This window comes from uncultured Adlercreutzia sp. (assembly GCF_958431955.1).
Lineage (GTDB): Bacteria > Actinomycetota > Coriobacteriia > Coriobacteriales > Eggerthellaceae > Adlercreutzia.
The window spans coordinates 48,445-65,892 of sequence record NZ_CAUASN010000002.1 but is presented as its reverse complement, the minus strand read 5'-3'; the positions used below and the strand labels follow the sequence as shown (position 1 = coordinate 65,892).

Below are 17,448 nucleotides of genomic sequence, written 5' to 3'. Positions count from 1 at the left end.
TTGTTGCTCCTAACTGGCAAAATGCCAAAAGTGTCATTGATTTACTTTTTTGCTGATGCGCTCTTTGCGCTTCTGCGCCGCCTTGATCTCGCGGCGAAGGTTCCCTGCTAGGCACTCCTCGCAGGCAAGGGCATAGGCCTCATCGGCCTTCGCCCTCTCGTAGTAGGAAAGCCCCTCAGTGTTGGGCGCCTTCGGCATCGGGTCGCGGCGCGATTCGGTCTCCGCCTCTGTCTTCTCGTAGGTGTCCCGCTCGTCAAGGGGGAGGCGCGGCAGCAGTTCCGCGATTCCTGCATGGATGTTGGCCAGCTGCTCGCGCCTGCGGCACGGCTCGCAGATGCCGTCGCGGCCTAGGTGGCCTGAGAGGCATCCGCACGAGGGGCACGGCTCAAGCTTTGGGCGGTAGTGCCTGAGGCTCACGGGAATGCCTTGCATCCTCAGCGCCTTGGCCTTCTGCTTGACCGATTCGCTCGACCTTCTGAGGTGCTGGCATATCTCCCGCCTGGGGATGCGGCCGGCGTTCTCGATCAGGTATCGCTCATCGGCGACCTTCCAGTCGTTGCGCCTTCCGCCCTTACGCACCCGGCACCTCGCAATAGGTCACCTCGATCTCAAGCCAGTCGAAGTCCCCGACGCGCGGGGCCTTGAGCGGGATGCTCGTCACGATCTGGCTGTCATCCTTGTAGGCGATGCCGTTGAGGGCATCCTCCACCAGCTTCACGATGTTGGAGGCGTCGGGCTTCATGGTGTCCTGCTCGCCCCTGCGGCGCTTCGGCCATGAGACCGGCACGTGGCGGTGGCTCACCACCGTCATCACCACGGGGCCGTCGAAGCCTGAGCGGATGAGGCCGCGAGCCGCCTTGTAGCGGTCGGCGATGCAGTCCATTGCCTTCTGGTGCTTCCGGGCGTTGTGGATGCGGGGTCGGCCGCCTCTGGTGTCCACGCGGGGGCGCATCCACGCAACCACCTCAGGGAGGTCGGCGCAGTCGCACTTGATGCGGGTGCACACCGTCTCGATCTCCTCAAGGCCGAGGTAGGCGAGGATGGGCTTGCGGGCTTGCGCCAGGTAGGGGTTCATGCCGCCTCCCCTCGGTACAGGCCCACCGCGTCCTGCCAGCACTTGACCGGGAAGAACGTGTTGCGGGCGACGTTGTCGTGCCAGACGTTCTCGAAGTCGATGCCGTGGCGGTCGATTTCCGCAGAGTTCGGGAAGATGACCGTGGCCAGTTCCGGCCTGAACATGAGCAGGTAGCGGCTGAGCACCGACCAGAGGTTGTTGTCGAAGCGGAACTCCATGCACTCGGTGATGGCCATACCCTGTTGCTGGGCGAGGATGAACAGGTCGCCGCGCCGGATGCGGGGCAGCCCGTCGGCCTTGGCCTGCTCGCAGAGGTTCACGAGCCTGAGCCACTTGCGGGGGTAGTCATCGGCTATCCAGCAGCAGGCCTCCTCGACGCGCATGAGGGGGGTGCGTAGCACCCCGTCGTACAGCTGCTTACATACCTCAGCCATGGCGCACCTCCGTGAAGAAGTGCTCGGCGGCCCCGTAGCCGACCTGGTAGGCGCATCCGTAGCCCCAGAGAACCGAGGCGACGCAGAACGCCGTGACGATCACGAGGAAAACGTCCGCGATGCGGTAAGATTTGCGGTGAGCCGCTTTCCTGCGAGTTGGCGGCATCCGGAAGGGGCGGCAGGCATCAAGTCCGTGGCGGGGTTGTTCCTTCGCTCCTTCCATTCCCTGAATCGGCGCTCGTTTTCGGGGTTCTCGTAGAACCTGCCCATGTGCTGCATCAGCACGCTGCACATGGACCGCTGCGCCGGTGTCATCACGCCGCCTCATCTTGGATGTCCTCGTACTCGTAGGCGGCAGGCGGCAGCTGGTAGGAGCCGTCCTCATCCTCGTCATCGTCGGCGAAGGCCTCCTCCTGGCCGTCGATCACCTCGCCGCTGCCCGTGTCCACGAACATGACGGTCTGGTCGCTGGTGAGCTCAAGGGTGACGAACGTGCCGGTCATGATGGCCAGCTGCGGCAGGGCGCCCTTGTGCTCGGGGTCCAACTCGAACTGCATGACAGTCTTGCCGCTCTTGATGTTGCAGCCTGTGAAGCAGGCGCGCACTTTGACGATGTTCTCCATGGTTAGCCCTCCTCGGCCATGACGATGACGGATCCGAACTCGGCCTTGAGGTAGTAGCCGTTGTCGGTGATGGCATCCAGCACGTAGCTGGGCGCGTTCGTGATGCTCAGGCGGTTCTCGCCCGTGAGGCTTCCGATGGTGAGGCTCACCATGTCCCCCTCTTGGCGGCTCTCGCAGATGAGGCCGACCACTTCCTTGATGGCGTTGTCGTTCATGTTGGTCCTCCTCTACAGGCCCTTGATTTCCTCGATCAGCTTGGTGCCGAGGTTCGCGGCGTTCTCCTTGGCCTCTGCCTCCAAGATGGCGGCGTAGGCGGTGCCGAGTTCGGCCACGGCATACATGCCTTCGGGGTTGCTCGCGGCCTTCTCGATCGTGTTGGCCACCGCTTCCTTGACGCGGTAGGTGAGGGACTTGATCTCTTCCATGTCTTTCCTTTCTTGATTGCTAGCTTGCTGCTTTCTGCTCGCGCAGATCGTCCAACGATTTGCCGAACACTTCGGCGATGGCGCAGGCCTGCGGGAAGCTGATGCCCCGCTGCCCGTAAATCCACGCCTTGAGGGTGCCGACGGGCACGCCGATGCGCTCGGCAAGTTCGTCATACGTGATGCCCGAATCGACGCACCAGGCTCGCACGCGGCGGCCGTTGAACGTGAACTGGTCGGCCATATGGTTCCTCCTTCCTGTTGCTCGCAGTGACCTGGGGGATGCAATGCCGTGGCGGGGATTGCATCTGCCAACTCAATGGGGAGGGGTGCCCCGCCTTGTTAACGTCGTGACGGGTAACCTGACGGATGAGTTTTTGGGGTCTGCTCAAGACCCGCTGCCTAGCGGCTGAGGATGACGCGCGCGAGGTCTTCGTGGATGCGCTCATCGGAGACGCCGAACAGGTGGGCGATGAGTTCCTGCTGGGCGCATGCGCACTGCGCGGCGGGTATGACCTCCATCTGCTGGTGCTTCTCGCACAGCGTGCGGTCATCCTTGAAGGACTTGTTGGCCTCGACGGCGCTGAGGAAACGCTCCTCGGCATCTGCGGCGAACTTGATGGCCTCGCGGTACAGCTGCTCGTTCTTCATGGCTGCCCCCCTCTATTCCTGGCCCACGATGCTGAGGCGGTAGTCGTGCACCTCGTAGGTGACGCGGCAGACGGTGAAGCGGCAGTAGTCCCAAGGGTCGGCCGCGCAGTCCTCAGGCGCCACGTTGCCGCGATTGAATCCGAACTCGGTGGCCACGTCGCGGACCCACTGGGCGGCGGCCTCGTCCATGGTTCCCACGAACACGGCCTCAAGAGCCGCGACGATCTGGAGGGCGGCTTCCAGCCCCTCGTCCGTAGCGAGGTCCTGCCCACGGTCGAATGCGTAGACTTCCTGGCCGAACTGATCGCGGACGCACAGCTTGGAGACGTTGCCGCCGTCTTGGAAGCGCGGGGTGGGGATTCCGAACTGGCTGGGGGCCTTGAAGACCTTGGCCTCGTAGGTGTAGCCCTCGTGCTCGCCGTGCACCCAATTGGAGCGGCCAGCATCGAACTTCTTGCGGTTGATTTCCATGGTTGTTCCTTCCTTCTTTATGTACACGCTGTGTATCTGCTCCTCTGAAAACAGATACATAACGCATCGACTGAGAAGAAGAATAGACACTCAGAGTATCTATGTCAACCCTAGAGTGTCTAAAAGTTGAAAAAAGGAGGCGGAGCGTGTACTATTCGGGTTGTCTGAAATATCCCGAAAGGCGCAAAAATGGAACTTAAACTGATGCAGTTGCGCAAGGCTGCGGGATACAAAAGCCGCGATGCTTTTGCCGCAGTTATCGGCGTTAAGCCACTGACCTACAAGACCTGGGAAACGGGTGAGCGCAATATGAACTTCGCGCAGGCGTGCATGGTGGCCGATGCGCTCGGCTGCTCGCTTGACGAGTTGGCAGGGCGCCCCCAGTACGCCGGCAGCTATTCCGATCGGCGGCAGGCCGTCCTGAACGATGACTACGCCCACCTCTCCGATGCGGGCAAGGATGCGGCAGCCGGAGCGGTTCGGGGAATCCGCGCTTCCGAGGGCGTGCGCCGGACTGAGGAAAAAAATGCGGGCGAAGGGGATGCGCCTGATACTGAATCCCAGGTATCGGTAGCGTAGGGAACCCCATGGAGTACAGCCTCTGCAAAAAGCCAAGGCCTGGGCGCCGCGCCGCATCCTACGCGCGCTTCTCCTCCCACAACCAGAGAAGCGAGAGCATCGAGATACAGCACGACAACAACCTGGCGTACTGCGCCATCGAAGACCTCGACGTGGTGGCCATCTACTCGGACGAGGCGAGGTCCGGGCGCAACACCAACCGGGCGGACTTCCAGCGCATGGTCGCCGATGCCAAGGCGGGGCTGTTCGATTACGTGGTCATATATAAGGTCGCCCGAATCATGCGCAACCGCGACGAGATGGCGCTGCTGCGCATCACGCTCAGGAAGCACGGTGTCGAGGTGCTGTATTCAGGCGAGAGCATAGGCACCGGCTCGGATGCCATCCTGCAGCTTGGCTTGAAGGAGGTTCTGGCCGAGTGGGAGAGCGCCCAGCTGGCCGAGCGCATAGTGGACGGCATCCAGAAGAACGCCGAGAGGTGCATGGCCAACGGCCAGCAGCTGTACGGCTGGGATATTGTGGAGGGCTATTATGAGATAAACGAGGCCGAGGCGGGGGTGCTGAGGCGCGCGAAGGGCATGCTTTTCAACGGCAAGACCGTGGCGGAGATTGTGAGAGCGTTGGAAGGCCATACCACCAAGCGCGGAAAGCCCATCACCCACAACGCCCTGACCAAGATGCTCAAGCGGAAGCAGAACGCCGGGGTGTTCAGCTACGCGGGGCACGAGAAGGAGGGCGGCATGCCCGCCCTGTGGTCCATGGAGGAGCAGCGTATGATCTGGAAGATGCTGGGGGACGAGACGCGGCCGCGCAGGAAGGCCGGCAACGCCGACTTCCTTCTCACGGGCAAGCTGTGGTGCGGCAAGTGCGACACGCCCATGACGGGCACCAGCGGCACCGGCAAGTCGGGCAAGGTGTACTACTACTATCAGGACAAGAAGGGCTGCGGGCGCAAGGTGCGCAAGGAGGCCATCGAGGAGAACGTGGCCGAGGCCGTGCGCGCCGCCCTGTCGGTGGAGGCCAACCGCGAGAAGATCGCCGACCTCATGTGCGAGTTCGAGAACGAGCGCGACGATACGCCGCAGAGCGCCATCATCGAGGGCGAACTCAAGGAGATAACGCTGGCATACGACCGCATATGGAAGGCCATCGAGCAGGGCATCGCGCCGCCGGGCGGCAAGGAGCGCGTGGACGAGCTCAAGGCGCGCGAGGAACTGCTGCAGGAGGAACTGGCGACGGCCAAGGCCATCGAGGCGGTGAAGCTGGACCGCGATCGTGTGCTGTTCCTATTGGAGAGCATGGCCGAGATAGATGACCCCAAGGCGCTCATCGACGTGTTCGTGTCGAAGGTGGTGCTCACCGGCGACGATGATTTGCATATATTCCACTACTTCGATGATAATGGCGGGGCACCTTCGCCAGGTGACGATGGAGGGGGCGGTGTTCTCCCAAATGTGAACATGCTCCACCAATAACTTCAGAAGCCGGGTCGCCTGACCCGGCTTCTTGCATGTAAAGCCCGAGGCGCGAATCGGAGATCGTGCCGCCATGACCTCCGATTCGCGGCCGCCCGCACGAGCTGGCCCCGCCCGCGCGCTAGCCTCGGCCCTTGTCTCCTTCCAACGTTGAAACCCGTAGGCAACAGAGGGCGCCTACAATGGGCGAAAACCTCGAGAAGGGAAGGGTATGGCCCGCATCAACGAGAACTACCAGAAACTGCCCGGGAGCTATCTGTTCTCGGAAATCGCCCGGCGCACCGACGCCTTTGCCGCCGAGCATCCCGATGTCGACCTCATCCGCATGGGCATTGGCGATGTGACCCGTCCGCTGGTGCCGGCGGTCACCGAGGCCATGCACCGCGCCGTGGACGACCTGGCGGCGGCCGAGACATTCCACGGCTACGGCCCTGAGCAGGGCTACGCCTTCCTGCGCGAGGCCATCGCTCGGGAGGACTTCGCAGCCCGCGGAGTCGATATCAACGCCGACGAGATATTCATCTCCGACGGCGCGAAGTCGGATTGCGGCAACATCGGCGACATCTTCGCCACCGACAACGTTGTTGCCGTGTGCGATCCGGTGTATCCCGTCTACGTGGACTCCAACGCCATGGCCGGCCGCGCTGGCGACTACGACGAGGCCTCCCAGCGCTGGGAGAACATCGTCTACATGCCCACCACGGCCGAGAACGGCTTTTGCCCGGCGCTGCCCGAGGTGCCGGTGGACATCATCTACCTGTGCAGCCCGAACAACCCCACGGGCACCGTGCTCACGCGCGATCAGCTCCAGGCCTGGGTGGACTACGCCAACGCGTGCGGAGCGGTCATCATGTTCGACGCGGCCTACGAGCGCTTCATCGTGGACGCGGACGTGCCCCACTCCATCTACGAGGTGCCCGGCGCCACAACCTGTGCCATCGAGTTCCGTTCCTTCTCGAAGACGGCCGGCTTCACGGGCGCGCGCTGCGGCTACACCGTGGTGCCCCGAGCCCTCGTGCGCGACGGGCAGAGCCTGCGCGATATGTGGAACCGCCGCCAGTGCACCAAGTTCAACGGCGCCTCCTACGTCATCCAGCGCGGCGCCGAGGCTGTCTACACGCCGGAGGGCGCACGCCAGGTGGACGAGACCATCGCCTACTACCAGGACAACGCCCGTCTCATCAAGGAGGGTCTGGAAGCGGCCGGCTACACCGTGTACGGTGCGGTGAACAGCCCCTACATCTGGTGCAAGACGCCCGACGGCATGGGATCATGGGAGTTCTTCGATTTGCTGCTGAACGAGGCGGGCATCATCACCACGCCCGGTGCCGGCTTCGGGCCGGCTGGCGAGGGCTACGTGCGCCTGACCGCTTTTGGCGAGCGCGCCGATGCCGAGCGCGCCATGGAGCGCATCCGCGCCCTCGGCTAGCGGCGGCGCTTCGGGCTACAGCTCCACTTCGCCGGTGAAGGCCTCGGTGGCCGGGCCGGTCATGATGACGTGGTCGGTCTCGTCCCACAGGATGTGCAGGGTGCCGCCGCGCAGGTGCACGTCGTTCTCGCGATCGGAGCGCCCGGTGAGGGCTGCGGCCACCAGCGTTGCGCAAGCGCCGGTACCGCAGGCCATGGTCTCGCCGCAGCCGCGCTCGAAGACGCGCATGGCGATGCCGTCGTCGCCGACGCAGGCGAATTCGACGTTGGTCTTCTCGGGGAAGGCGGGGTGGCTCTCGAAGTAGGCGCCCACGGCATCCACGTCGAAGGTGTCGAGGGAGGGCGCGCCTCCCTTGAACAGGTGGGCGGGCAGCGCCTCCCAGTCGTCGATGAAGCACACGGCATGGGGGTTGCCCATGGACACGCCCACGAAGGTGAACTCGGGTCCGGTGGGGTAGGCCAGCGTGAGCGCCGTGGCGGAAGAGCGCGCCTGCCCATCGCACGGGCGCACCGCCCGCTCTTCTGCCACCACCGCGCAGGCCTCATCGGCCGCAGCGGTGTTCAGGGGAACCTCGGTCGCCTCCAGAATCGGGGCGCCCATGTCCACCTGGGCCATGGTAAGCTTGCCGTCCTCGTCCACCGTGAAGCGGATGGCACGCGGCCCGGCCAAGGTCTCCACGGTCAGGCTTCCACGCGCGGCGTCCACGATGCCGCGGTCCACCACGTACTTCGCGAAGCAGCGCACGCCGTTGCCGCACATCTGGGCTAAGGTGCCGTCGGCGTTGATGTAGTACATGAGCCCGTCGCAGCCCTCAAGGCGCGCCGGCCGCACGAGGATGACCCCGTCGGCCCCGATGCCGAACCGCCGGTCGCACAAGTGCTTCACCTGGTCAACCGACACGTCCATCGTCTCGTCGCGGTCGTCGAAGAACACGAAGTCGTTGCCGAGCCCGTGCAGCTTCGCGAAGGGGTAGCGACCCGCAACGCCTGCTCCCGTTATCTCCATGGCCATCACCTTTCCCTGAATATCTCGTCGCGCGCGCCTAGGCATAGAAGAGGATCTCATTGTACGACGGCACGGGCCAGTCGGTGTCGGGCACGAGAATCTCCAGGTTGTCCACGGTCTCGCGCAAGCTCTCCATGAGCGGCAGCAGCTCGTGGGCGTTGGCGTTCGCCGCGGCCTGGGCATCGTCGATCTTCACGATCTCCTTGTGCTTGGCGGTCAGGACGTCGAACTTCTCCTGGGCATCGTTCAGGCCGTCCATAATACGCGCGAGCTGGGCTTCCTGGGCAGATGTGTTGGCAGCGGGCATGGCCGTCTTCACCGAGGTGATGTGGTCGGCCACCTTGGCGGCATAGGCGCTGATGGCCGGCAGGTACAGCCGCCGCATCATGCGTCGCATCACGCGGGCCTCGATGTTGATGAGCTTGTTGTACTTCTCCAGCTTCACCTCGTAGCGGCTGCGCACCTCGCTTTCGGAGAGCACGCCGAACTCCTCGAACAGCTCGATGGACTTCGGCGCCACGAAGCAGGGAAGCGCGTCGGCCGTGGTCTTGTGGTTGGCCAGGCCGCGGCGGGCGGCCTCCTCTTCCCATTCGGCGGAGTATCCGTTGCCGTTGAAGATGATGCGCTCGTGGTCGCGCAAGGTCTGCTTCACGTAGTCCCACGCCGCCTGCACGAACTCGTCGCCGGTCTTGCCCTCCAACGCGTCGGCGAAGTCCTTCAGCGATTTCGCCATGGCCGTGTTCAGCACCATGTTCGCATCCGACAGGTTCACCGACGAGCCGGGCATGCGGAACTCGAACTTGTTGCCGGTGAAGGCGAAGGGGCTCGTGCGGTTGCGGTCGGTGTTGTCCTTCTGGAAGTTGGGCAGCACGCTTACGCCGAGGTCCATGGACACGCGGTCGGTCTCGCTGTAGTCGCCGTCGGCGATGAGCGCGTTCACGACCGCTCCCAGCTCGTCGCCGAGGAACATCGAGATGATGGCCGGGGGCGCCTCGTTGGCTCCCAGGCGATGGTCGTTGCCGGCGCTGGCCACGGTCATGCGCAGAAGCTCCTGGTAGTCGTCGACGGCCTGCACCACGCCGGCGAGAAACACCAAAAAGCGCAGGTTGTCCATGGGATGCTCACCCGGATCGAGCAGGTTCTTGCTGCCGGCCGAGATGGACCAGTTGTTGTGCTTGCCCGAACCGTTCACGCCCTCGAAGGGTTTCTCGTGCTGCAGGCACACGAGGCCGTAGCGGCTGGCCAAAAGGCGCATCTTCTCCATGGTGAGCAGGTTCTCGTCGATGCCGCGGTTGGCTTCGGAATAGATGGGCGCCAGCTCGTGCTGGGCCGGGGCCACCTCGTTGTGCTTGGTCTTGGCGGGCACGCCGAGCATCCACAGCTCGTCGTCGAGCTCCTTCATGTAGGCGCTCACCGTGGGGCGGATGGCGCCGAAGTAGTGCTCCTCCAGCTCCTGGCCCTTGCAGGGGGAATAGCCGAACAGCGTGCGCCCGGTGAGCATGAGGTCCATGCGGCGCTCGTAGTCCTTCTCGGAGATGAGGAAGTACTCCTGCTCGGCGCCGACGTTGGTCACCACGCGGCCCGCATCCTCCTCGCCGAAGAGCTCCAGCACGCGGCGGGCCTGGGTCTCGATGGCCTTCATCGAGCGCAGAAGCGGCGTCTTCTTGTCCAGGGCCTCGCCGGTGTAGCTGCAGAAGGCGGTGGGAATGCAGAGCACGTCGTCTTTAATGAAGGCGAACGAGGTGGGGTCCCAGGCGGTGTAGCCGCGGGCCTCGAAGGTGGCGCGCAGGCCGCCGGAGGGGAAGCTGGAGGCGTCGGGCTCGCCCTGGATGAGCTCCTTGCCCGAGAAGGTCATGATGGCGTGGCCGTCGGAGGTGGGGTCCACGAAGGCGTCGTGTTTCTCGGAGGTGATGCCGGAAAGCGGCTGGAACCAGTGGGTGTAGTGGGTGGCGCCCTTCTCGATGGCCCACTCCTTCATGGCGTGGGCCACCACGTTGGCCACCTCGGGCTCGAGCGGCGCGCCCTCCTTGATGGTGCGCATGAGCTGCTTGTAGGTGGTCTTGGGCAGGCGCTCGCGCATGGTGGACTCGTTGAACACGAGGGAGCCGTAGATCTCGGGAACGTTCGTCATGGGAATCTCCTTTTCTGGGGCGGTGCTCAGGGCGAATGCAGTTTGAATACAGGTGCAACGACAGGTAAAGCGACGGGTGGAACGACAGGTGCGGCGGCGGATCGGCCTAGTGGGCGTACAGGCCGCCGTAGGGGCGGGCGCTGGCCGGGCGCAGGCGGTGCCAGCTGCTCAGATCGCCGCCGAGGGGCGGGCTTTCCCCGGCGAAGGCCTCGTCGTAGGCGGCAATCAGCGCCGTCAGGGTGGGAACATCCTCCTCTCCGACAGGTTCCTGGATAAGGCCGTCCATGATGCGGTCGGGGTCAAGGGGACGCCGCAGGTAGATGACGCCGCCGTGCATGCCGGTGCCCAGGTAGTCGCCCGGCGCGCCGGCCAGCACGATGACGCCGCCGGCCATGTACTCGCCGAGGAAGGCGCCGGCATCGCCGCCGATGACGATGGCGGGGCGCTTGGCCTCGTACTCCTTCATGTGGATGCCCGCCCGCCAGCCGCAGTCGTCGCGCACGAGGATGGTGCCCCCGCGCATGGCGTAGCCGGCGGCGTCGCCCACGCGCCCGTGGACGGTGATGGCGCCGTCGTTCATGGTGTTGCCCACCTGGTCCTGGCCGTTGCCGCATACGGTGATGCGGCCGCCGTCCAGGTAACATCCCAGATCGTTGCCGGGCGTGCCGAAGATCTCGAGCGACTTGCCCGCAGGAAGGGCGCAGCCCAGGTAGCGCTGGGCGTTCGCGTCGCGGATGGTGACCACATCGGCGCGGGCGAGGGCGCCGCGCACCTGCTCGTTGGCCTCCTTGAAGTGGGCGAGGCCCAAGGCCACCTCAGCTGCGGGCGCCTTGGCGGCAGTCGCAGATACCTCGGCGGCGGCCTCCTCGGCGCTTACGGTAACGGTCGCATCGGTCATGGCTTCCTCCCGTCCTACTCGCCGGCGTATTTCACGCCGAGGATGTCCAGTTCCTTCTCGTTTAAGCCCACGCCGCGCAGCATGAGGCGGTTGCCCCGCAGGCTGTCCACGGCGTTGATGCCCATGCCGCCCATCATCTCCTGAATCTCGGCGGTCCACGCCCGCACGAGGTTCACCACGCGCTCGGCCGCCGCCTCGGGGCGCAGCCGCTCGGTGAGTGCCGCACGCTGGGTGGCGATGCCCCAGTTGCATCGGCCGCTCGAGCAATCGCGGCACTGGTGGCAGCCCATGGCGATGAGGGCCGCCGACCCGATGGAGCACGCATCGGCTCCCAGCGCGATGGCGCGCACCACGTCGGCGGAGTTGCGGATGGAGCCGCTCGCCACCAGGCTCACCGTGGAGCGGATGCCCTCGTCGCGCAGACGCTGGTCGATGGCGGCTAAGGCCAGCTCAACGGGGATGCCCACCGCGTCGCGGATGCGCTTGGGGGCCGCGCCCGTGCCGCCGCGGAAGCCGTCCACCACGATGATGTCGGCACCGGTGCGGGCCATGCCGCTCGCGATGGCGGCGGCGTTGTGCACGGCGGCGATCTTCACCGCCACGGGCTTGCGGTAGCCGGTGGCCTCCTTGATGGAGAAGATGAGCTGGCGCAAATCCTCGATGGAGTAGATGTCGTGGTGCGGCGCGGGGGAAATGGCGTCGCTGCCCTCGGGAATCATGCGGGTGCGCGACACCTCGTCGCTGATCTTCTCGCCGGGCAGGTGGCCGCCGATGCCGGGCTTGGCGCCCTGGCCGATCTTGATCTCGATGGCCGCCGCCGTGTTCAGGTAGTGCGGGTCCACACCGAAGCGCCCCGACGCCACCTGGGCGAAGGCGTGGTCGGCGAAGGGCTCCAGGTCGCGGTGCATGCCGCCCTCGCCCACGTTGAAGAACGTGCCCAGCTCGGTGGCGGCCAGGGCCAGGGCCTTCTGGGCGTTCAGCGAGATGGAGCCGAAGGACATGGCCGAGAACATGAGCGGCACATCCAGCTTCAGCTGCGGCGGCAGGGGCTCCACCACCTGGCCGGCCCGCTCGTTCACCTTGAGGATCTCAGGCCGGCTGCCCAGAAACACCCGGGTCTCCATGGGCTCGCGCAGAGGATCGATGGAGGGATTGGTCACCTGGCTCGCGTTCAGCAGCAGATGGTCCCAGTAGATGGGGTAGGGCGCCGGCGTGCCCATGGACGACAGCAGCACCCCGCCGGTTTGGGCCTGCTTGGCGATGTCGTCCATGGCCTCGGACGTCCAGGTGGCCGAGCCGGTGCCCACCTGGGGCCACGGCCGGATGGTCAGGGCCAGCTCGGGGCAGAACACCACGCAGCGCTGGCAGTTCACGCAGGCGCGGGAGTTGATGACGATGCGGTCGGGGTCTTTCCGCAGGCGGTGCACGCCGTTGGCGCAGGAGCGAACGCACTGGGCGCAGCCGGTGCAGGCCGCCTCGTCGCGCACCACCTGATAGCGGGGGAGCACGCAGTTAGTCGTAACGTCCATGGTGCTTACGCCTCCCTTCTCTTGCGGGGCAGCACGCCCACCTCGTGTTCCAGCGGCCAGTCGCGCACCGCCCGGTTCTCGGCCGTCTCGCGGGCCTTGGCGGCCGCCACGTCGTCGCGCTGCACCACGAAGGGCACGCCGCCCTCGATGGAGCGCACGTTCTCGGCGTGAGGGCACACCACCTGGATGGCCGCCTGCTCGCTGGCCAGATACACCATCGGCCCCTTCTCGGCCACCATGAGCGCGCGCAGCTTCAGGCGGTCGTTCAGGGCCAAAAGCCCCTCTTCCGATCCCAAGATGATCGAGAAAGGCCCGTTCACGAGCGCGCTGGCGTACACCGTGCGCAGCGCCGTCTCGAAGGCGGCCCGATCGGGCTCCATGGCGTCGATCTCGCGCCAGGAGGGCGCCGCCATGATATGGGCGGCCATCTCCTGGGACAGGCCGTGGCGGCGGGCCAGAAGGTCGAACAGGTAGGTGATCACCTCGGTGTCGGTCTGCAGCTCGCAGTCGTAGCCGAACTGCTCCACGTAGCGGCGGTTGGCGTCGTAGCTCGAAATCTCGCCGTTATGGACGATAGACCAGTTCAGCAGCGTGAAGGGGTGCGCCCCGCCCCACCAGCCGGGGGTGTTGGTGGGAAAGCGCCCGTGGGCCGTCCAGGCCCAGGCGTCGTAGTCGCCGATGCGGTAGAACTCGCCGATGTCCTCGGGGTAGCCCACGCCCTTGAACACGCCCATGTCCTTGCCCGACGACGCCACGAAGGCGCCCTCGATCTTCCCGTTGATATGGAAGACGTGCTGCATGGTGTACTCCGCCTCGTCCAGGCCGCTCGCGGCCAGGCGCATGGGGTGGGGCGCCATGAAGTAGCGCCAGATGTCCGGCGGGTTCTTAATGGCAGGGTGCTCCTCGGTGGGCACGCGCTCCTGCTTCTCGGAGAGGTAGTAGTGCTCCAGGTAGGCCTCGGTGGCCGCCCGCGCCTCGCGGCTCTCATACATAATATGGAAGGCATACAGCTCGGCGTAGTCGGGGTAGATGCCGTAGGCGGCGAACCCTCCGCCCAGCCCGTTGCTCCGGTCGTGCATGAGCGCGATGGAGCGCAAGATGTCGCCGCCGTCGTGGCGCGCGCCGCTGCGATCCATGATGCCCGCGATGGCGCATCCCGAGGGGATGCGGACCTCGCCTTCGCGGGGGATGTTCCTGCATGTCATAGCTGCGACTCCTCGTTCGTGTTTTCCAGCTTCTCCATGCTACGGATGAAACGTTACGCGGAAAGGTCGGGTTTGTTTCCACCTCGTGCAAGTCTCGTTTCCAGCAGATTTCCTCTGCGCCTCGCGCGCCCCTGCGCGCGTACCGGTTGGCTACCATGGGAAACCGCAGAACAGGCTGGCAGCGAGAGGTCGTCGAAGGAGCGATGCGAATCATGGAAACCGTTGTGCGCGAGATGCCCGATGCCCTAGAGGAGGAGTGCGGTGTGTTCGGGGTGTACGCCCCGGGGGAGGATGTGGCCCGTCTGACGGGCTACGGCCTGCAGGCGCTGCAGCACCGCGGCCAGGAAAGCGCCGGCATTGCCGTGGGCGACGGAGCGCATCTGAGCTGCTATAAGAATGTGGGGCTCGTGACCCAGGTGTTCGACGACGCGGTGATGGACGCCCTTATCGGCGAATTGGCCGTGGGACATGTGCGCTACTCCACGAGCGGGGCCGCCGCCTCGCGCGAGGCGGCCCAGCCGCACCTGTCGTCCATTGACGAGGTGGAAATCGCCCTCGTCCACAACGGCACGCTGCTGAACACCGAATTGCTGCGCGCCTCGCTCGAGCGGGAGGGCGCCGCCTTCGCCTCGGGCACCGATACCGAGGTGGCGACGCACATCATCGCCGAGGCTACCCGGCGCACCGGCTCGGTGCGCGAGGGCATCCGCTGCGCCATGGAGGTGCTCGAGGGAGCCTACGCGATGATTCTCGCCACGCCCGAGGCCCTCTACGCCTTCCGCGACCCCCATGGCATCCGCCCCCTGTGCATCGGGCGCCTGCCCCAGGGCGGCTGGGTGGTATCGTCGGAAACCTGCGGACTCGATATCGCCGGAGCCGCCTATGTGCGCGATGTGGAACCGGCCGAGGTGGTGCGTCTCGGGCGCGACGGGCTCGATGCCGAGCGCGGCCCCGCCGCCCCGTGCCGCGCCTCCTGCATTTTCGAGTACGTGTACTTCGCTCGCCCCGACAGCGTCATCGACGGGCAGAGCGTGTACCAGGCCCGCCGCGCCATGGGGGCCATCCTGTCGCAAGAGGCGCCTGTCGAGGCCGATCTGGTGCTCGGCGTACCCGACTCGGGAACGCCGGCCGCGGTGGGCTACGCCGAGGCCAGCGGCATTCCCTACGCCTTCGGCATCGTGAAGAACCACTACGTGGGGCGCACGTTCATCCAGCCCACCCAGGCCATGCGCGAGCGCGGCATCACCTTGAAGCTGAACCCGCTGCCGAGCGTCATTGCGGGCAAGCGCCTCGTGGTCATCGACGACAGCATCGTGCGCGGCACGACGAGCCGTCAGCTGGTGGCCATGCTCTACGCGGCCGGGGCAGCCGAGGTGCACCTGCGCATCGTGAGCCCCGAGGTGCGCTGGCCTTGCTTCTACGGCATCGACACGGCCACGCGCGAGCAACTGCTGGCCGCCGACCGCTCGGTGGAGGAGATGAACCGCTGGATCGGCAGCGACTCGCTGGCGTTCATCTCGCTTGAAGGGTTGCACCGGGCCGTGGCGGGCGCCGACCACCAGGGATGGTGCCAGGCGTGCTTCACGGGAGACTACCCCTTGGGGATGCCCGCCTAACCGCTCTTTCCTGAAAGGAGTTTTCCCAGGTAAAGAATGGCATCGCCCTTCGGTTTTCAGGTAGCTTTCAGGTGTGTGTGCGTTTCGTTCGGGGGGTGTGCGGTCTTCGTGATTCACTTTCTCCCTGTCAATAGGATTGGAATAATAACAGGCTGACCACAGTGGAAAATGCTATCCATCTGCCCTCGCGGGCAGGGCACAGGGCCCGGTTGGGAGGGCCGCGCGCTGTGGAAGCTGAAGGGCCGCGCGCATTCTGCGGGATGCACGGGGCGCAAGATGCGCGGGCATGGGGCCCGGGCAGCGAATGAAAGGTTGAGGGATTCATGAAATTCACCTCGTTTGTGAAGGGCTCTGCCCTGAAGGGCGCCGGGGCCATGGCGCTGACCGTGGCGCTGGGCGCGGGTCTGGTCGGCTGCGGTGGCGGCGGCATCGGCGGTGACGTGGCCGCGACGGTGAACGGCCAGGACATCATGGAGCAGACGGTGACCGACTACGTCGCCGACTTCCGTGCCTCCTCCGGCCTCGACACCGATGAGGCGTGGGGCGAGTGGATGGTGGCCAACGGCTACACCCCTGAGACGGTGCGCGAAGAGGTCATCGACTACTACATCAACCAGGATCTGTACGATCAGGCCGCCGCTGAGTACAACGTGACCGTGGAGCAGGCCGACATCGACGAGGCCCTGAGCCAGACCAAGAGCATGTTCGAGAGCGACGAGGCCTTCCAGGAGGCCCTCGAGGCGAGCCAGATGACCGAGGAAGATTACATCAACGATGTGATCCGCCCGAACCTGCTGCAGACCAAGCTGGCCGAGGCCGTGGCCGCCGCCGAGGACGACGGAAGCGGCGAGGATGCCACGCTGGCCCAGGCCCAGGCCATGGCCGAGCAGCTGAACGGCGCGAAGCGCTCCAGCCACATCCTGCTGACGGCTGAGGGCGACGAGACCGACGAGGAGCTGGCCGCCCGCGCCCAGGAGCTGCTCGACCAGATCAACGCCGGCGAGATCTCCTTCGAGGACGCCGCTACCCAGTACTCCCAGGATTCCGGCAGCGCTGCCTCCGGTGGCGATGTGAACTGGGATAAGCTCGGCACCGGCTTCGTGACCGAGTACCAGGAGGCCCTCGACGGCCTGAACAAGGACGAGATCGTGGCTGCTCCCGTGAAGACCGAGTACGGCTACCACATCATCAAGTGCACCGATGTGTTCGAGCTGCCCGAGGGCGGCATCACCTCCACCGACCAGCTGCCGGCCGAGTTCCTGGAGACGCTGACCTACATGGAGCAGTCCAGCGCCAGCCAGAACTTCGCCACCTGGTTCGAGGAGTACCGCAACAACGCGCAGATCGACATCAAGCCGATGCCCGAGAACCTGCCCTACGCCATCGACCTGACTCCCTACGAGGAGGCCGCGGCCGCCCAGGGCACCACTGACGGCACCGTCGACGAGGCGGCTGGCGATCAGGCTGCCGCTGACGACCAGGCTGCCGCTGATGCCGATGCCGCCGCCGCTGCCGACGAGGGCGCCGATGCCGCCGCCGATGAGGCCGCGGGCGATACGGCCGCTGCCGACGAGGCTGCCGGCGCTGCTGCCGACGACCAGGCTGCCGCCGATGCGGCCGCCGATGACGCGGCTGCTGCCGACGGTGCTGACGCCGCTGGTGCCGACACCGCTGGCGCCGACGGCGCCGACGCCACTCCGGCCGAGTAGCGCCCGGCCATCTGCCATCACTCCAAGGACCTGCTTCGGCGGGTCCTTTTTCATGTCACGCCTCCGGGGCCCGTTTCGACGGGCCCTTCTTGTGCACGCGCATCAGCGAAATGTAAAGTGATTGCATCAACATATAACCAGTTAAACGGGCAAAAGTAACAAATTGGCAACACGCATGTCATCGACCCGTTACCTC

The 17,448-nt window shown here is 65.5% G+C and carries 19 protein-coding genes; 5 read left to right on the top strand and 14 right to left on the bottom strand.

Translation table 11 applies throughout. The features are described from left to right. Nucleotides 1-33 precede the first annotated feature (33 nt). From Q5064_RS01160 to Q5064_RS01120, 9 genes are all read right to left on the bottom strand, one after another. Nucleotides 34-579, bottom strand: a complete 546-nt coding sequence (locus tag Q5064_RS01160; RefSeq protein WP_302961573.1) for a hypothetical protein — start codon at nucleotides 577-579, stop codon at nucleotides 34-36. Next, a complete protein-coding gene (locus Q5064_RS01155; protein WP_181965276.1) occupies nucleotides 572-1,075 on the bottom strand; it encodes a RusA family crossover junction endodeoxyribonuclease in 504 nt (167 codons plus the stop codon). The genes Q5064_RS01160 and Q5064_RS01155 overlap by 8 nt, the downstream gene beginning before the upstream one ends. Continuing rightward, the gene (locus Q5064_RS01150; RefSeq protein ID WP_302961571.1) at nucleotides 1,072-1,509 is read right to left on the bottom strand and encodes a hypothetical protein; all 438 of its coding nucleotides are present in this window, start codon (nucleotides 1,507-1,509) and stop codon (nucleotides 1,072-1,074) included. The genes Q5064_RS01155 and Q5064_RS01150 overlap by 4 nt, the downstream gene beginning before the upstream one ends. 314 nt (nucleotides 1,510-1,823) lie before the next feature. Further along, nucleotides 1,824-2,132: a hypothetical protein gene (locus Q5064_RS01145; RefSeq protein WP_302961569.1), complete on the bottom strand. Its 309-nt coding sequence runs from the start codon at nucleotides 2,130-2,132 to the stop codon at nucleotides 1,824-1,826. A 2-nt stretch (nucleotides 2,133-2,134) separates the two neighbouring features. Then, nucleotides 2,135-2,347, bottom strand: a complete 213-nt coding sequence (locus Q5064_RS01140) for a hypothetical protein (RefSeq protein ID WP_242166528.1) — start codon at nucleotides 2,345-2,347, stop codon at nucleotides 2,135-2,137. A 12-nt stretch (nucleotides 2,348-2,359) separates the two neighbouring features. Beyond that, a complete protein-coding gene (locus tag Q5064_RS01135) occupies nucleotides 2,360-2,557 on the bottom strand; it encodes a hypothetical protein (RefSeq protein ID WP_302961564.1) in 198 nt (65 codons plus the stop codon). Nucleotides 2,558-2,576: 19 nt separating this feature from the next. Continuing rightward, nucleotides 2,577-2,798, bottom strand: coding sequence for a helix-turn-helix transcriptional regulator (locus tag Q5064_RS01130; RefSeq protein WP_117284152.1), 222 nt, complete (start codon nucleotides 2,796-2,798; stop codon nucleotides 2,577-2,579). A 158-nt stretch (nucleotides 2,799-2,956) separates the two neighbouring features. Continuing rightward, complete coding sequence (locus Q5064_RS01125) at nucleotides 2,957-3,205, bottom strand: hypothetical protein (RefSeq protein ID WP_302961561.1); 249 nt, start codon at nucleotides 3,203-3,205, stop codon at nucleotides 2,957-2,959. 12 nt (nucleotides 3,206-3,217) lie between these two features. Continuing rightward, entirely contained in the window at nucleotides 3,218-3,676 is a 459-nt protein-coding gene (locus Q5064_RS01120; RefSeq protein WP_302961559.1) for a hypothetical protein, read from the bottom strand. A 189-nt stretch (nucleotides 3,677-3,865) separates the two neighbouring features. Between Q5064_RS01120 and Q5064_RS01115 the strand changes: the two genes are divergently transcribed. The 3 genes from Q5064_RS01115 (at nucleotide 3,866) to Q5064_RS01105 (ending at nucleotide 7,159) form a co-directional block, all read left to right on the top strand. Next, complete coding sequence (locus Q5064_RS01115) at nucleotides 3,866-4,255, top strand: helix-turn-helix transcriptional regulator (RefSeq protein WP_117284155.1); 390 nt, start codon at nucleotides 3,866-3,868, stop codon at nucleotides 4,253-4,255. A gap of 8 nt (nucleotides 4,256-4,263) precedes the next feature. Next, entirely contained in the window at nucleotides 4,264-5,730 is a 1,467-nt protein-coding gene (locus Q5064_RS01110; RefSeq protein WP_302961555.1) for a recombinase family protein, read from the top strand. 211 nt (nucleotides 5,731-5,941) lie between these two features. After that, nucleotides 5,942-7,159 carry an LL-diaminopimelate aminotransferase gene (locus Q5064_RS01105; protein WP_302961553.1) on the top strand — a complete coding sequence of 406 codons (1,218 nt, stop codon included), beginning with the start codon at nucleotides 5,942-5,944 and terminating at the stop codon, nucleotides 7,157-7,159. A gap of 15 nt (nucleotides 7,160-7,174) precedes the next feature. Here Q5064_RS01105 and dapF read toward each other — a convergent pair whose 3' ends face one another. The 5 genes from dapF to Q5064_RS01080 form a co-directional block, all read right to left on the bottom strand. Continuing rightward, on the bottom strand, nucleotides 7,175-8,164 hold the full coding sequence (gene dapF / locus Q5064_RS01100) for a diaminopimelate epimerase (protein ID WP_302961551.1): 990 nt from the start codon (nucleotides 8,162-8,164) through the stop codon (nucleotides 7,175-7,177). A 37-nt stretch (nucleotides 8,165-8,201) separates the two neighbouring features. Then, nucleotides 8,202-10,295, bottom strand: a complete 2,094-nt coding sequence (locus Q5064_RS01095; RefSeq protein WP_302961549.1) for a glutamine synthetase III — start codon at nucleotides 10,293-10,295, stop codon at nucleotides 8,202-8,204. Nucleotides 10,296-10,401: 106 nt separating this feature from the next. Next, nucleotides 10,402-11,193: a glutamate synthase gene (locus tag Q5064_RS01090; protein ID WP_302961548.1), complete on the bottom strand. Its 792-nt coding sequence runs from the start codon at nucleotides 11,191-11,193 to the stop codon at nucleotides 10,402-10,404. A gap of 14 nt (nucleotides 11,194-11,207) precedes the next feature. Further along, nucleotides 11,208-12,722, bottom strand: a complete 1,515-nt coding sequence (locus Q5064_RS01085) for a glutamate synthase-related protein (RefSeq protein ID WP_302961546.1) — start codon at nucleotides 12,720-12,722, stop codon at nucleotides 11,208-11,210. Nucleotides 12,723-12,727: 5 nt separating this feature from the next. Further along, on the bottom strand, nucleotides 12,728-13,927 hold the full coding sequence (locus Q5064_RS01080; protein WP_302961544.1) for a glutamine amidotransferase family protein: 1,200 nt from the start codon (nucleotides 13,925-13,927) through the stop codon (nucleotides 12,728-12,730). A 212-nt stretch (nucleotides 13,928-14,139) separates the two neighbouring features. Here Q5064_RS01080 and purF point away from each other — a divergent pair, with 212 nt between their 5' ends. After that, nucleotides 14,140-15,543 (top strand): amidophosphoribosyltransferase, encoded by a 1,404-nt coding sequence (gene purF, locus Q5064_RS01075; RefSeq protein WP_302961542.1) that lies wholly within the window; start codon nucleotides 14,140-14,142, stop codon nucleotides 15,541-15,543. Nucleotides 15,544-15,866: 323 nt separating this feature from the next. Next, nucleotides 15,867-17,252 (top strand): peptidylprolyl isomerase, encoded by a 1,386-nt coding sequence (locus tag Q5064_RS01070; protein ID WP_302961540.1) that lies wholly within the window; start codon nucleotides 15,867-15,869, stop codon nucleotides 17,250-17,252. Nucleotides 17,253-17,448 lie beyond the last annotated feature (196 nt).

Excerpts from the sequence above, each read along its gene's own strand:
- Q5064_RS01155 (WP_181965276.1), bottom strand. The coding sequence starts at position 1,075 with ATGAACCCCTACCTGGCGCAAGCCCGCAAGCCCATCCTCGCCTACCTC.
- Q5064_RS01150 (WP_302961571.1), bottom strand. The coding sequence starts at position 1,509 with ATGGCTGAGGTATGTAAGCAGCTGTACGACGGGGTGCTACGCACCCCC.
- Q5064_RS01145 (WP_302961569.1), bottom strand. The coding sequence starts at position 2,132 with ATGGAGAACATCGTCAAAGTGCGCGCCTGCTTCACAGGCTGCAACATC.
- Q5064_RS01140 (WP_242166528.1), bottom strand. The coding sequence starts at position 2,347 with ATGAACGACAACGCCATCAAGGAAGTGGTCGGCCTCATCTGCGAGAGC.
- Q5064_RS01135 (WP_302961564.1), bottom strand. The coding sequence starts at position 2,557 with ATGGAAGAGATCAAGTCCCTCACCTACCGCGTCAAGGAAGCGGTGGCC.
- Q5064_RS01130 (WP_117284152.1), bottom strand. The coding sequence starts at position 2,798 with ATGGCCGACCAGTTCACGTTCAACGGCCGCCGCGTGCGAGCCTGGTGC.
- Q5064_RS01125 (WP_302961561.1), bottom strand. The coding sequence starts at position 3,205 with ATGAAGAACGAGCAGCTGTACCGCGAGGCCATCAAGTTCGCCGCAGAT.
- Q5064_RS01120 (WP_302961559.1), bottom strand. The coding sequence starts at position 3,676 with ATGGAAATCAACCGCAAGAAGTTCGATGCTGGCCGCTCCAATTGGGTG.
- Q5064_RS01115 (WP_117284155.1), top strand. The coding sequence starts at position 3,866 with ATGGAACTTAAACTGATGCAGTTGCGCAAGGCTGCGGGATACAAAAGC.
- Q5064_RS01110 (WP_302961555.1), top strand. The coding sequence starts at position 4,264 with ATGGAGTACAGCCTCTGCAAAAAGCCAAGGCCTGGGCGCCGCGCCGCA.
- Q5064_RS01105 (WP_302961553.1), top strand. The coding sequence starts at position 5,942 with ATGGCCCGCATCAACGAGAACTACCAGAAACTGCCCGGGAGCTATCTG.
- dapF (WP_302961551.1), bottom strand. The coding sequence starts at position 8,164 with ATGGAGATAACGGGAGCAGGCGTTGCGGGTCGCTACCCCTTCGCGAAG.
- Q5064_RS01095 (WP_302961549.1), bottom strand. The coding sequence starts at position 10,295 with ATGACGAACGTTCCCGAGATCTACGGCTCCCTCGTGTTCAACGAGTCC.
- Q5064_RS01090 (WP_302961548.1), bottom strand. The coding sequence starts at position 11,193 with ATGACCGATGCGACCGTTACCGTAAGCGCCGAGGAGGCCGCCGCCGAG.
- Q5064_RS01085 (WP_302961546.1), bottom strand. The coding sequence starts at position 12,722 with ATGGACGTTACGACTAACTGCGTGCTCCCCCGCTATCAGGTGGTGCGC.
- Q5064_RS01080 (WP_302961544.1), bottom strand. The coding sequence starts at position 13,927 with ATGACATGCAGGAACATCCCCCGCGAAGGCGAGGTCCGCATCCCCTCG.
- purF (WP_302961542.1), top strand. The coding sequence starts at position 14,140 with ATGGAAACCGTTGTGCGCGAGATGCCCGATGCCCTAGAGGAGGAGTGC.
- Q5064_RS01070 (WP_302961540.1), top strand. The coding sequence starts at position 15,867 with ATGAAATTCACCTCGTTTGTGAAGGGCTCTGCCCTGAAGGGCGCCGGG.